Origin of the sequence: Streptomyces lasalocidi (assembly GCF_005280215.1) — a bacterium.
Taxonomy (GTDB): domain Bacteria; phylum Actinomycetota; class Actinomycetes; order Streptomycetales; family Streptomycetaceae; genus Streptomyces; species Streptomyces longwoodensis.
The window spans coordinates 1,880,940-1,893,872 of sequence record NZ_SZNQ01000001.1 but is presented as its reverse complement, the minus strand read 5'-3'; the positions used below and the strand labels follow the sequence as shown (position 1 = coordinate 1,893,872).

The following is a 12,933-nucleotide window of genomic DNA, read 5'->3' as shown; positions in this document are numbered from 1 at the left end:
ACCACCCCGGCCCGGCCGCACCGCGCCACCGGAGCAAGCGCTTCCCGCACGACGTACCGAGAACGGAGAACAGTCATGGCCCAAGCCGCAGCCGTGGCGAAACCGCCCGCGCCACCGAGGCGGCGCCGTGCCTCCGCCACGCCGCGCAGGCTGCCGTACCTGCTGATCGCGCCGGCGGCCCTGCTGATGCTGGGCTTCATCGCCTACCCGGTGGTCAGCGTCTTCTACTACAGCCTGCAGCACTACAACCCCACCAAGCCGTGGCGCAACGGCCCCGCGGGCCTCGACAACTTCGTGCGCATCTTCACCGACGACCCGCAGTTCTGGGACACCCTGACCTTCAGCGCCAAGTGGGTCTTCGTCGAGGTCGGTCTCCAGCTGCTGTTCGGCCTGGCGCTCGCGCTCATCGTCAACCAGACCTTCGTCGGGCGGGGACTGGGCCGGGCCATGGTGTTCTCGCCCTGGGCCGTGTCCGGCGTGCTGACCTCCGCGATCTGGGTGCTGCTCTACAACTCCCAGACGGGCATCACCCGTTACCTCGCCGACCTGGGCATGGGCTCCTACGGCACCAGCTGGCTGTCGGACACCTCCACCGTCTTCCCGGCGGCGGTCGTCGCCGACCTGTGGCGCGGGGTGCCCTTCTTCGCGATCCTCATCCTCGCCGACCTCCAGTCCGTCTCCAAGGACCTGTACGAGGCCGCCGAGGTGGACGGGGCGGGCAAGCTCCAGCAGTTCTGGCACATCACCCTGCCCCACCTGAAGGACGCGATCGTCCTGTCCACGCTGCTGCGCGCCGTGTGGGAGTTCAACAACGTCGACCTGCTCTACACCCTGACCGGCGGCGGCCCGGCCGGCGAGACCACCACGCTGCCGCTGTACATCGCCAACACCAGCGTGGACGCCCACAACTTCGGCTACGCGTCCGCCCTGACCACCGTCGCGTTCGTGATCCTGCTCTTCTGCTCGGTGGTCTACCTGCGCCTGAGCAAGTTCGGAGGTGCGTCCAAGTGATCACCGAGGAGGCCACCCAGGCCGCGCCCGCCCCCGTGCGCGCGACGCCCGAGCCGCCCCGCCCCGCCCCGCGCCACCGCGCCTGGGACGAGGTGCCCCGCTGGCACGTCTACCTGCCCCTGTCGATCTACCTGGTCTTCACCCTCGTCCCCTTCTACTGGATCGTGCTGTTCGCGCTGCGCCCGGCCGGCTCCACCTCGCTCGTGCCCTGGCCCGTCACCTTCGACCACTTCGAGAAGGTGTGGACCGAGCGCAGCTTCGGCACCTACTTCCAGAACAGCGTCCTCGTCGGGCTGTGCACCCTGGTGCTGACGACCCTGGTCGCGCTGGCCGGCGGCTACGCGCTCGCCCGCTTCGACTTCAAGGTCAAGCGCGGGTTCATGCTCGCCCTGCTGTGCTCCCAGTTCGTGCCCGGCGCGCTGCTGCTGGTCCCGCTGTTCGAGATCTTCGCCAAGCTCCAGCTGATCAACTCGCTCGGCAGTGTCATCCTCGCCGAGACCGTCTTCCAGCTGCCGCTGTCGATGATCCTGATCAGCAACTTCATCAAGAACGTGCCGTACTCCCTGGAGGAGGCGGCCTGGGTGGACGGCTGCAACCGGCTGACGGCCTTCCGGATCGTCGTGCTGCCGCTGCTGCGCCCCGGCCTGATCGCCGTCGGCTCCTTCGCCTTCGTGCACTCCTGGAACCACTTCCTGTTCGCGCTGATGTTCCTCAACAACCAGGACAAGCAGACGATCCCGGTCGGCCTCAACACCCTGATGAGCGCGGACAGCGTCGACCTCGGCGCGCTCGCCGCGGGCGGCATCATCGCCGCCGTGCCCGTGGTGCTCGTGTTCGCCTTCATCCAGAAGTGGCTGATCACCGGCTTCAGCGCGGGGGCGGTGAAGGGCTGATGACGAACCGTCACCGCACCGGCAGCGCACCGGACATGCCGGTCCCCGTCGTGCTGGCCGGGGCGCGCGGGCACGGCCGCTGGCACCTGGACAACATCCGCCGCCTCCAGGACAAGGGCATCGTCCGCCTGGCCGGCCTGTGCGAGCTGACGCCGCTCACCCCCGACGAGATCCCCGACGGCCTCGGCACGCCCGAGCAGTCCGCCGACCTCGGCGCGCTGCTCGACAGCACCGGCGCCCGGGTCGCGGTCGTCTGCACCCCGATCCCGACCCACACCGACCTGGCCCTCACGGCCGCCGGCCGCGGCGTGCACCTGCTCCTCGAGAAGCCGCCCGCCCCGTCCTACGCCGCGTTCCGCCGCATGGCCGACGGGGTGGCCGAGGCCGGCGTGGCCTGCCAGATCGGCTTCCAGTCGCTCGGTTCCCACGCCGTGCCCGCCGTCCGCCGGATGCTCGCCGACGGGGTGATCGGCGAGGTCACCGGGGTCGGCGGGGCCGGCGCCTGGTCCCGGCCCGAGGCGTACTACCGGCGCGCCCCCTGGGCCGGCCGGCGGCGGATGGACGGCGCCGACGTCGTCGACGGCGCGCTGACCAACCCGCTCGCGCACGCCGTCGCCACCGCCCTCGCCCTCGCCGGCGCCACCCGCGCCGAGGACGTCACCGGCGTCGAGACCGAGCTGTGGCACGCCAACGCCATCGAGTCCGACGACACCTCCTGCGTGCGCGTCGCCACCGCGGCCGGCCACCGCGTCACGGTCGCCGCGACCCTGTGCGCCGAACAGCCCGGCGAGCCCTACGTGCTGGTGCACGGCACCCGCGGCCGGATCACCCACTGGTACAAGCAGGACCGGGTGCTCCTCCAGCGCGCCGACCACGGCCCCGAGGAGTTCCGGTACGGCCGCACCGACCTGCTGGAGAACCTCGTCGAGCACCTCGTCGACGGCGTGGACCTGCTCGTCCCGCCGGACGCCACCGGCGCCTTCATGAAGGTCGTCGAGGCGGTCCGCACCGCCCCCGACCCGGCCCCGCTGCCCCCCACCGCCTGGCACCCGGCGCCCGGGGAGCCGCGCCGCGTGGTGCCCGGCGTGGACGCCCTGGTCGCGGCCGCCGCCGACACGCTGTCCCTGTACTCCGAACTGGGCGCCGACTGGGCGCGGCCCGTCACGGACCCGCCGGGAGAGGAGGACCCCCGATGACCACCGACGACGCCACCGTGCTGCGCGTCGCGGGCCGCCCCGTCGCCCGCTACGTCACCCGGCCCGAGCTGCCCGCCCGGCTCTCGCCGCGCCCCTACCTGCACCCCGTCACCACCCTGGCCGGCACCACGGTCACCGAACTGACCCCCGCCGACCACGCCCACCACCTCGGCGTCGGTGTCGCCGTACCCGACGTCGAGGGGACCAACTTCTGGGGCGGACGCACCTACGTGCGCGACCGGGGCCCGACCGAGCTCGACAACCACGGCGCCCAGCGGCACACCGGCTTCCAGCTGCGCGACCCCGACGGCTTCGTGGCGGAGCTGCGCTGGGTCGCCGCCGGGGCGGAGCTGCTGCGCGAGCGCCGTACCGTCGCCGCCACCGGACTCACCCCGGCCGCCTGGGCGCTGGACTTCACCTTCTCCCTGACCAACGTCACCCCGGACCCGCTGACCATCGGCAGCCCCGCCACCAACGGGCGCCCGGGAGCGGCCTACGGCGGCTTCTTCTGGCGGGCCCGCAAGGAGGACCGGGCGCCGGACGCCTTCACCCCGGACGCGGAGGGCGAGGACCGGGTGCACGGCCGCCCCGCCGACTGGCTGGCCCTCGCGACCGACCGGTGGACCCTGGTCCTCGCGGGCGCCACCGACGCCACCCGCCGCGACCCCTGGTTCGTGCGCACCGCCGAATACCCCGGCGTCGGCTCCTCGCTGGCCTCCGAGCGGCGCCTGGCCATCGCGCCCGGCGACACGGCCGTACGCCGGATCGTCACCGTCGTCGCCGACGGCCGCCTGGACCGCGGCGAGGCGGCGGCACTGGTCCGCAAGGCGGTGGGCACGTGACGACGTACACCAACCCGGTGCTGGACGCCGACTGGTCCGACCCGGACGTGGTCCGCGTCGGCGACGACTTCTACCTCACCGCCTCCAGCTTCGGCCGCGTGCCCGGCCTGCCGCTGCTGCACTCGCGCGACCTGGTCGACTGGACGCTGGTCGGCCACGCCCTCGAACGCCTGGAACCGGAGGAGGAGTTCGCGCGCCCCCGGCACGACCGCGGCGTGTGGGCCCCGTCGATCCGCCACCACGACGACCGCTTCTGGATCTTCTGGGGCGACCCCGACCACGGCGTGTTCCAGGTCAACGCCCCCGACATCAGGGGCCCGTGGACCCGGCCGCACCTGGTGAAGGCGGGCAGGGGCCTCATCGACCCGTGCCCCCTGTGGGACGAGGAGACCGGCGAGGCGTACCTCGTGCACGCCTGGGCCAGGTCCCGGGCGGGCGTGAAGAACCGGCTCACCGGCCACCGGATGCACCCGGAGGGCACCGCGCTGCTCGACGAGGGCAAGGTGATCGTGGACGCCGACCGCATCCCCGGCTGGTTCACCCTGGAGGGCCCCAAGCTGTACCGCCACGACGGCTGGTTCTGGATCCTCGCGCCTGCCGGGGGAGTGGAGACCGGCTGGCAGGGCGCCTTCCGCTCCCGCGGGTTCTTCGGCCCGTACGAGGAGCGCATCGTCCTGGAACAGAAGGACACCGAGGTCAACGGGCCCCACCAGGGCGGCTGGGTGCGCACCCCGTCCGGCGAGGACTGGTTCCTGCACTTCCAGCAGCGCGGGGCGTACGGCCGGGTGGTGCACCTGCAGCCGATGCGCTGGGACGGCCCGGGCGGCTGGCCGGTGATCGGCGACGACGGCGCCCCGGTCCTCGTCCACCCGAGGCCCGCCCTGCCCGCGCAGCCGCCCGCCGCGCCCGCCACCGACGACGACTTCCCCGGCGGCCGCTACGGCCGGCAGTGGCAGTGGACGGCCAACCCCCGGGCCGGCTGGGCCACCCAGCACTCCGGCGACGGCCTGCGGCTGGCCTGTCTGCGCACCCCCGACGCGCACGACCTGCGCAAACTGCCCCACGTGCTCACCCAGCGGCTGCCGGGCGCGCCCTCGGTCGTCGAGGTGGACCTCGAACTGCACGCGCAGGAGCCGGGGGCGCGGGCCGGGCTCGCCGTCCTCGGGGACGCCTACTGCTGGATCGGACTCCGGCGCGGGACCGACGGGACCGTCCACCTGGTGCACCGGTTCGCCGAGCAGGTCGCCGAGGCGGAACGCGACGCCGGCCACTCCCGCCCGGCACCCGGGGGGCGGGTCCGGCTGCGGATCGAGACGGCTCCGGGCGCCCGCTGCCGCTTCTCCCACGACCTCGGCGGAGGCTTCGAGCCGTCGGGCCCGGTCTTCGCCGCCACCCCCTGGCGCTGGGTCGGGGCCCTGCTCGGCCTGTTCGCCCTCGCCCCCGCCGGTCCCGCGCACGACGGGGAAGGGCACGCCGGAGCGGCCGCCTTCACCCGGTTCCGCATCCGCCCGCTGTAAACCGCCGACCCCCCGCGCCCGTTGGGAGCCGCCCTGACGCACATCCGCCCAGCAAGCGCTTGCCGAGCACCCGTGCCCGGCTCCCTCCCCCCACGCATCCCGTCCCCCCACGCGCGACCGCACGACCCCAGCACCGCCCCGTCATCCGACGGCCGTCACGTCCGAGTCGATCCCGAAGAAGAGAGCCGACCAATGAAGACCAGCACCAGCAGAAGCAGGCGGGCCGCCGTGGCCGTCGCCCTGGGATCCGTGCTCGCCCTGACCGCCACCGCCTGCGGGGACGACGGCAGCGGCGCCGGCGGCGACAAGGGCTCCGAGGGCAGCGGCAAGGGCAGGATCGTCTTCTGGGACAACAACGGCGGTGTGCGCACCGACGTCTGGAAGGAGATCATCGCCGACTTCGAGAAGGCCCACCCGGACATCGACGTCGAGTACGTCGGCATCGCCTCCACCGAGTACCAGTCCAAGGTGGACACCGCGATCCAGGGCGGCGGCCTGCCCGACGTCGGCGGGGTGGGCGCGGCGATGCTCGCCGGGTTCTCCGCGCAGAACGCGCTGGAGCCGCTCGACGGGCGGCTCGCCAAGTCCTCGCTCAACGGCCTGCTCAACAAGGACATGCTCACCTCGCTGAAGGCCGCGGGCGGCCGCGACGGCCGGCTGTACTCGGTGCCGACGTCCGCCAACAACGGCGTCCTGTACTACCGCACCGACCTGTTCCAGAAGGCCGGTCTGCAGGCGCCGACCACCTGGGACGCGTTCTTCACGGCCGCCGCCAAGCTCACGAACGCGGGCAGGAACGAGTTCGGGTACACCATCCGCGGCGGCGCCGGGTCCATCGCCCCGGCCCTCGACGCGATGTACGGGCAGTCCGGCATCACCTCGTTCTGGAACGGCGACAAGACCACCGTCAACGACCCGAAGAACGTGGCCGCGCTGGAGAAGTACGCCGGGCTGTACAAGAAGGCCACCCCCGCCGCCGACGTCAACAACGACTTCACCAAGATGGTCGCGCAGTGGGACTCCGGCACGATCGGGATGCTCAACCACAACCTCGGGTCGTACCAGGACCACGTGAAGGCGTTCGGCGCCGCCAAGTTCCGCGGCATCCCGCAGCCGACGCAGCCCGACGGCAAGCGGGTGCAGGTCTCCAACCCGGTGGACGGGCTCGGCCTGTTCAAGAGCTCCAAGAACAAGGAAGCCGCCTGGACGTTCATCGAGTTCGCGGCGTCGCGCGCGGAGAACTCCAAGTTCAACGAGTCGGCGGGCCAGGTCCCGGCCAACACGCAGGCGGCGCAGGACGCCTGGGTGCAGAAGTCCGAGCCGACGAAGCTCGCCGCGGCGGCGCTGGGCGACGGCTCGACCACGATCGTGCAGCTGCCGTATTACCTGCCCGACTGGAACACGATCTCCAAGGCCGACAACGAGCCGAACTTCCAGAAGGTGCTGCTCGGGAAGATGAGCGCGAAGAAGTTCCTGGACACGCTGGCCGACCAGCTGAACAAGGCGCAGGCCGAGTGGAAGCAGCAGGGCTAGCCGCTGGCTGAGCGGTTGCCGGGTTCGTCGTGGGGCGGTCCGTTGCGTCACAGGGTACGGGCCGCCCCCTGGTGCTCGCGCCCCGCGGCCGGCCGCATGTCAATACCGCCCCGCGCCCCCGAGGGCGGGTTCGTGCACGCTTCTCGAAAGGTTGCCCCTGTGTCCCTCAGCCGTAGGCAAGTCGCCGCCGCCGGGCTCGCTGCCGTTCCGCTCGCTCTCGCCGGGGCTCCGGGTGCCCGGGCCGGGGAGCGGGGGGTGCGCACCGTGTTCGTCGCCGGTGATTCCACCGCCGCCCAGAAGTACGCCGACGCCGCGCCCGAGACCGGGTGGGGCATGGCGCTGCCGTTCTTCCTGCACCGGGACCGGCCCGTCGCCAACCACGCGGTGAACGGGCGCAGTGCGAAGAGCTTCGTCGACGAGGGCCGGCTCGACGCGGTCCTGGCCGCGATCCGGCCGGGCGACGTCCTGCTCGTCCAGTTCGCCCACAACGACGAGAAGACCACCGATCCCACGCGCTACACGGAGCCCTGGTCGACGTACCAGGACTACCTGCGCCGGTACGTCGAGGGGGCCCGGGCCCGTGGGGCGCGGCCGGTGCTGGCCACGCCCGTGGAGCGACGGCGCTTCGACGCGGCGGGCACCGCCCTTCCCACGCACGGCGACTACCCCGCGGCCATGCGGGCGCTCGCCGGGCGGGAGGGAGTGGCGCTGCTCGACCTCCAGGCGCTGTCGCTCGCGCTCTGGCAGCGGCTGGGCGTCGAGGAGACCAAGACGTACTTCAACTGGACTGCGACCGAGCAGGACAACACGCACTTCAACCCGCCGGGCGCGATCGCCGTGGCGCGTCTCGTGGCGCGGGAGCTGCTGCGCACGCGGGTCCTCGCGCCCCGGGACGTACGGCGGCTGGACGACCCGGTCCCGCCGTCGTGGATCACCTGGCCCGAGGCACCCACCGAGTAACACCCCTCCCGAAGAAGCCCAAAGAAGCCCAAAGAAGCCCAAAGAAGTCCCGAGCAGTCCCGAGGAGAGAGAGCCGCACACGATGAACGTTCAGAAGTGGCATGGGCATGCCATAGCGCGGGCCGCCGCGGTGGCCGGCTGCGCCGCCCTGGTGCTGTCCCTGACCGGCACGACCGCCCAGGCGCACCCCCGCGACCCCGCCCGGCAGGTGCTGGGCGACCGGGACGGCTGGGGGTCGTACGGCACCGGGACCACCGGCGGCGCGGCGGCCGACGCGGCGCACGTGTACACCGTCACCACCTGGGCCCAGTTCAAGGCCGCCCTCGCCGCCGGCGGCGACGCGCCCAGGATCATCAAGGTGAAGGGCGTCATCGACGCCGTCTCCGAGGGCTGCGACGCCTTCGCCGCGCCCGGCTACGACTTCGACGCCTACCTGGCGGCGTACGCACCCGAGACCTGGGGCCTGGACACCGACCTCAGCGCCGAGCCCGACGACAGCCCCGAGGGGCTGCGGCGTGCCTCGGCCGCTCAGCAGGACCGGTCCATCAAGGCGAACATCCCGTCCGACACCACGATCATCGGCGTCGGCCGCGGCGCCGGGTTCAAGGGCGCCAGCCTCCAGATCAAGGCCGTCGACAACGTCATCGTCCGCAACCTGACGTTCGAGAGCCCCCTCGACTGCTTCCCCCAGTGGGACCCGACCGACGGCAGCCAGGGCAACTGGAACTCCGAGTACGACACCGCCGTGGTCTACGGCTCCACCCACGTGTGGCTGGACCACAACACCTTCACCGACGGCAGCCACCCCGACAGCGCCGCACCCACCTACTTCGGGATGCTCTACCAGCAGCACGACGGCGAGCTGGACATCGTCCGCGGCGCCGACTACGTCACCGCCTCCTGGAACGTCTTCACCGAGCACGACAAGACGATCCTCATCGGCAACAGCGACAGCGAGTCCACCGCGGCGGGCGACCGCGGCAAGCTCAAGGTGACCTTCCACCACAACCTGTTCGAGAACCTCGTGGAGCGCGCCCCGCGCGTGCGGTTCGGACAGGTCGACTCCTACAACAACCACTTCGTGGCGGGCGAGGACTACTCGTACAGCTTCGGCGTCGGCAAGGAGTCCCAGCTGGTCGCCGAGCACAACGCGTTCACGCTGCCCGAGGGCGTCGCCGCGGGCAAGATCCTCAAGCGCTGGAACGTCTCGCCGGTCACCGCCGACGACAACTACGTCAACGGCAAGCGCGTCGACCTGATCGCCGTCCACAACGCGCAGATCCCCGCCGAGACCCTCCAGCCGGGCGCCGGCTGGACCCCGACCCTGCGCACCCGGGTCGACCCGCCGAGGGCCGTCCCCGGGATCGTCGACCACCGCGCGGGCGCCGGCCGCCTGCGCTGACGCCCCGCCCCGGCCGGCCGGGGCGGCCCGCACCGCCTCCCCACCCCGGAGGCGTCCGCCCCGGCCGCACACCCCACCCAAGGAGCACCCGCATGCCCTCGCCCCACCCGCACCCGTCCTCGTCCCGCAGGGGGTTCCTCCTGGCGGGCGCCGGGGCCGGCGCCGCGCTCGCGCTGACCGCCGCGCCGTCGTGGGCCGGCCCGGGGCGGCGCCCGTTCGGCCGCTTCGGTTCCCCCGCCGCCCGCCTCACCGCGCAGACTCTGTACGTCGACCCCGCCGGCCGCGGCGACCACACATCCGTCTCCGCCGCCGTGTCCGCCGCGTCGGGCAGCGGCTGGACGCTCGTCCTGGCGCCCGGCACCTACCGCGAGACGGTCGTCGTGTCCGCCGCGCGCACCGGGACGACCTGGATCGGCGCCTCGGAGAACCCCCGTGACGTGGTGATCGTGTACGACAACGCGGCCGGCACCCCCAAGCCCGGCGGCGGCACCCTCGGCACCACCGGCTCGGCCACCACCACCGTCCAGGCCGACGGCTTCACCGCCCGCTGGATCACCTTCGCCAACGACTGGCTGCGCGCCGACCACCCGGACGTCACCGGCACCCAGGCGGTGGCCCTGAAGGTGCAGGGCGACCGCAGCGCCTTCTTCCACTGCCGGTTCCTCGGCCACCAGGACACCCTGTACGCCGACTCCACGGCACTGACCGCGTTCGCCCGCCAGTACTACGCCCACTGCCACGTCGAGGGCGACGTCGACTTCGTGTTCGGCCGGGCCACCGCCGTCTTCGAGCACTGCCGCTTCCGCACCCTGGACCGCACCGACCTGGCGTCGGCGCCGTACGGCTTCGTGTTCGCGCCCTCGACCGCCGGGGCCAACCCGCGCGGCTTCCTGGTGACGCACGGCCGGGTCGGCAGCGCGGCCCCCGACGGCGCGTACAAGCTGGCCCGCCCCTGGGTGCCCAGCTCCGACACCACCGCCCGCCCGATGCTCACCGTCCGCGAGACCCGCCTCGGCCCCGGCATCGACGCGGTGGCGCCGTACACCGACATGTCGAGCGCCCACCCGTGGCAGAGCCAGCGCTTCGCCGAGTACCGCAACACCGGCCCCGGCGCCGTGATCACCGTCCCCGCGAACCGTCCGCAACTCACCGGGATGCAGGCCGCGTCGGCGACCCGTGAGACCTACCTGGGGGACTGGACGCCCTGGAGGGAGGGCCGCTGACCCGAGGAGCCCGCGCCGCACAAGCGGGCGCTTGACCCGTTTTTTGCCCGACGGGTCTCGCGTCCGCCGGGGTGACGCGCGTAGAAAAGCATGTCATGCATAAGTCACTGCGCCTCGCGGCGATCGCCGCCACCTGTGCCGTCGCCGGAGCCGCCCTGTACGGCGCCGGCGCCGCCACCGCCGGCCAGACCACGGCCAACTCCACCCACGAGCCCTACAACATCGGGCAACTGGTGAAGGACATCGACACCTACTACGGCACGGCGGCCGACGCCGACGGCGTCTACCAGGCCTCGCCGACCAGCCCGTACGCCCAGGACCTCGCGTCCGTCGACCGGGCGGCGCGCGCGTACATCGACAAGGCGGCCCGCAAGGCGCTGCACCGGGGCGAGAAGCCCGCCGTCGTCTTCGACATCGACGACACCCTGCTGCTGAGCCTCGACTACGAGAAGCGCTACAACTACACCTACAACTCGGCGAGCTGGGCGGCCTACGTCAACCGCGCCGACCGCCCGGCGGTCCCCGGCAGCCCGGAGCTCGTCCGCTACGCCGAGTCCAAGGGCGTCGAGGTCTTCTACAACTCCGGGCTCAGCGAGGCCCAGCGCTCCGCCGCCGTGGCCAACCTGAAGAAGGTCGGCGTCGACGTGAACCTGGACGCCGACCACATGTTCCTGAAGAACACGGCCACCCCGCCCGCCTACCTGAGCGCCTGCGCCACGCCGGGCACCTGGACCTGCACCACCGTGCAGTACAAGTCCGGCACCCGCGAGCACATCGAGCGCGACCTGGGGTACGACATCATCGCCAACGTCGGCGACCAGTACTCCGACCTCGAGGGCGGCCACGCCGACCGGAGCTACAAGCTGCCGAACCCGACGTACTTCGTCGGCTGAACGCCCCTTCTAGCCGCCGTCCGTGCCACCGCGGGGCGCGAAGTCGCCGCCGACGTCGTACCGTTCGCCGTCGGCGGTGGCCCGGACCGCGTAGTCGTCCTCGCGGGCGTCGCGTCCGCCGCGCGCGTGGTCGTACTGCCCCGCGAACACCCACTCGCCCCGGGGGACCGTACGGCTCTCCTTGAGCACCCAGGTGTAGACGAGGAAGCCGTCGCGCTCGGCGAGGGTGAACGTGAAGTCGCCCTCGGGCAGCGAGCGCCAGGCACCCGCCGAGGACACCCCGCCGGTCTGCGCGACCCTCAACTGCACGGTGAGCGCCGTGAGTTCGGTGGACGTCTTGAAGGTGACGTTGCTCTGCGCCCAGAAGTCGTTGCTGTGCGGGTCGACCGAGCCGTCCGACCACAACGGGCCTGCCTCGGTGTCGTCCGTGGCGGGCAGCGGACCGGCCGCCGCGGCGGAGGGCGCGGACGCCGCCGGACGGGACGGCGTGGACCCCGGCCGGTCCCGCTCGGGGGTGCCGCCGCCCGCGCCCGCCGTCGCCGAGGGGGAGGGCGCGGGGGGACGGCTGGTCGCGGGCGGGGAGGGCGCCGGTGTAGGGGACACGGCGACCGTCTGCGGGGCGGGGGTGTCGTCCCCGACCACCGAGGCGACGGCGTAGCCGCCTGCCGCGAGCAGCCCGGCTACCGCCGCCGTGGCCCCCGCGATCCGCGCCCAGCCGCGCACCGGGGGACGGGTCGCCCGGTGGCCGGGCCGCTCCTGGCCCGCCATGCCGCGCTCGATGCGGGCCAGCATGCGCGCGCGGTCGGGCTGGTGCGCCCCGGCCGCCTCCCGCAGCCGGGCGCGCAGCTCGTCGTGCACGTCCCGCTGCGTCGTCATCGGTCCCTTCCTCCGGCCTCGGTGGTGCGCGCCATCACCGCGTGCACCCTGTGCGGCGCTCCCTGCGCGCCGAGCAGCTTCTGCAGCTCGGCCATCCCCTTGGACGTCTGGCTCTTCACCGTACCCACCGAGATCCCGAGGGCGAGCGCGGTGTCCTTCTCCGACAGGTCGAAGGCGTGCCGCAGCACCACGCAGGCCCGCTTGCGGAACGGCAGCCGGCGCAGCGCCGACTGGACGTCCACCACGCCCGCGACGTCCGGGTCCTCCGTCCGCTCGTCGCGCTGCGACCAGAACAGCGAGATCCTGCGCCGCTCGCGCACGGCGCTGCGCACGCGGGTGCGGGCCAGGTTGGCGACGACGCCCCGCGCGTAGGCCACCGGGTGGTCGGCCGCGCGCACCCGGTCCCAGCGGTGCCACAGGGCGAGCAGCGCGTCCGCCGCGAGGTCGTCGGCGGCGTCCGGCTCGCCCGTCAGCAGCCGCGCCAGGCGCGACAGTTCCGCGTAGTGGCGTTCGAAGAAGGCGTGGAACTCCACCGAGGCGGCGTCGTCGACGACTGTGCCCACGGGTGACCTCTTCTCGGTGCGGGC

At 73.0% G+C, this 12,933-nt stretch carries 12 protein-coding genes; 10 read left to right on the top strand and 2 right to left on the bottom strand.

Annotated elements, in window-relative coordinates; translation table 11 throughout:
- Positions 1 to 75 precede the first annotated feature (75 nt).
- The 10 genes from E4U91_RS08475 (at position 76) to E4U91_RS08430 (ending at position 11,470) form a co-directional block, all read left to right on the top strand.
- Positions 76 to 1,011 (top strand): carbohydrate ABC transporter permease, encoded by a 936-nt coding sequence (locus E4U91_RS08475; protein ID WP_137306264.1) that lies wholly within the window; start codon positions 76 to 78, stop codon positions 1,009 to 1,011.
- Complete coding sequence (locus tag E4U91_RS08470) at positions 1,008 to 1,904, top strand: carbohydrate ABC transporter permease (protein ID WP_137306263.1); 897 nt, start codon at positions 1,008 to 1,010, stop codon at positions 1,902 to 1,904. Before E4U91_RS08475 ends, E4U91_RS08470 begins: the two co-directional genes overlap by 4 nt.
- The gene (locus E4U91_RS08465; RefSeq protein ID WP_241678534.1) at positions 1,904 to 3,100 is read left to right on the top strand and encodes a Gfo/Idh/MocA family protein; all 1,197 of its coding nucleotides are present in this window, start codon (positions 1,904 to 1,906) and stop codon (positions 3,098 to 3,100) included. Before E4U91_RS08470 ends, E4U91_RS08465 begins: the two co-directional genes overlap by 1 nt.
- Positions 3,097 to 3,942 (top strand): DUF6807 domain-containing protein, encoded by an 846-nt coding sequence (locus E4U91_RS08460; protein WP_137306262.1) that lies wholly within the window; start codon positions 3,097 to 3,099, stop codon positions 3,940 to 3,942. Before E4U91_RS08465 ends, E4U91_RS08460 begins: the two co-directional genes overlap by 4 nt.
- Positions 3,939 to 5,459, top strand: a complete 1,521-nt coding sequence (locus E4U91_RS08455; protein ID WP_137306261.1) for a glycoside hydrolase family 43 protein — start codon at positions 3,939 to 3,941, stop codon at positions 5,457 to 5,459. Before E4U91_RS08460 ends, E4U91_RS08455 begins: the two co-directional genes overlap by 4 nt.
- A gap of 192 nt (positions 5,460 to 5,651) precedes the next feature.
- Positions 5,652 to 6,992, top strand: coding sequence for an ABC transporter substrate-binding protein (locus E4U91_RS08450; protein ID WP_137306260.1), 1,341 nt, complete (start codon positions 5,652 to 5,654; stop codon positions 6,990 to 6,992).
- A 159-nt stretch (positions 6,993 to 7,151) separates the two neighbouring features.
- The gene (locus tag E4U91_RS08445; RefSeq protein ID WP_137306259.1) at positions 7,152 to 7,952 is read left to right on the top strand and encodes a rhamnogalacturonan acetylesterase; all 801 of its coding nucleotides are present in this window, start codon (positions 7,152 to 7,154) and stop codon (positions 7,950 to 7,952) included.
- 82 nt (positions 7,953 to 8,034) lie between these two features.
- Positions 8,035 to 9,354, top strand: coding sequence for a pectate lyase family protein (locus tag E4U91_RS08440; protein ID WP_137306258.1), 1,320 nt, complete (start codon positions 8,035 to 8,037; stop codon positions 9,352 to 9,354).
- Positions 9,355 to 9,446: 92 nt separating this feature from the next.
- Positions 9,447 to 10,577 (top strand): pectinesterase family protein, encoded by a 1,131-nt coding sequence (locus tag E4U91_RS08435; RefSeq protein WP_137306257.1) that lies wholly within the window; start codon positions 9,447 to 9,449, stop codon positions 10,575 to 10,577.
- Positions 10,578 to 10,672: 95 nt separating this feature from the next.
- The gene (locus tag E4U91_RS08430; protein WP_137306256.1) at positions 10,673 to 11,470 is read left to right on the top strand and encodes an HAD family acid phosphatase; all 798 of its coding nucleotides are present in this window, start codon (positions 10,673 to 10,675) and stop codon (positions 11,468 to 11,470) included.
- 9 nt (positions 11,471 to 11,479) lie between these two features.
- On the opposite strand, the gene E4U91_RS08425 is transcribed toward E4U91_RS08430, so the two are convergent.
- Both E4U91_RS08425 and E4U91_RS08420 read right to left on the bottom strand, forming a co-directional pair.
- Positions 11,480 to 12,346 (bottom strand): hypothetical protein, encoded by an 867-nt coding sequence (locus E4U91_RS08425; protein ID WP_137306255.1) that lies wholly within the window; start codon positions 12,344 to 12,346, stop codon positions 11,480 to 11,482.
- Positions 12,343 to 12,909 carry a SigE family RNA polymerase sigma factor gene (locus E4U91_RS08420; RefSeq protein WP_137306254.1) on the bottom strand — a complete coding sequence of 189 codons (567 nt, stop codon included), beginning with the start codon at positions 12,907 to 12,909 and terminating at the stop codon, positions 12,343 to 12,345. The genes E4U91_RS08425 and E4U91_RS08420 overlap by 4 nt, the downstream gene beginning before the upstream one ends.
- Positions 12,910 to 12,933: the final 24 nt, after the last annotated feature.

Coding starts and splice junctions, on each gene's coding strand:
- E4U91_RS08475 (WP_137306264.1), top strand. CDS start 76: ATGGCCCAAGCCGCAGCCGTGGCGAAACCGCCCGCGCCACCGAGGCGG.
- E4U91_RS08450 (WP_137306260.1), top strand. CDS start 5,652: ATGAAGACCAGCACCAGCAGAAGCAGGCGGGCCGCCGTGGCCGTCGCC.
- E4U91_RS08465 (WP_241678534.1), top strand. CDS start 1,904: ATGACGAACCGTCACCGCACCGGCAGCGCACCGGACATGCCGGTCCCC.
- E4U91_RS08430 (WP_137306256.1), top strand. CDS start 10,673: ATGCATAAGTCACTGCGCCTCGCGGCGATCGCCGCCACCTGTGCCGTC.
- E4U91_RS08435 (WP_137306257.1), top strand. CDS start 9,447: ATGCCCTCGCCCCACCCGCACCCGTCCTCGTCCCGCAGGGGGTTCCTC.
- E4U91_RS08440 (WP_137306258.1), top strand. CDS start 8,035: ATGAACGTTCAGAAGTGGCATGGGCATGCCATAGCGCGGGCCGCCGCG.
- E4U91_RS08460 (WP_137306262.1), top strand. CDS start 3,097: ATGACCACCGACGACGCCACCGTGCTGCGCGTCGCGGGCCGCCCCGTC.
- E4U91_RS08425 (WP_137306255.1), bottom strand. CDS start 12,346: ATGACGACGCAGCGGGACGTGCACGACGAGCTGCGCGCCCGGCTGCGG.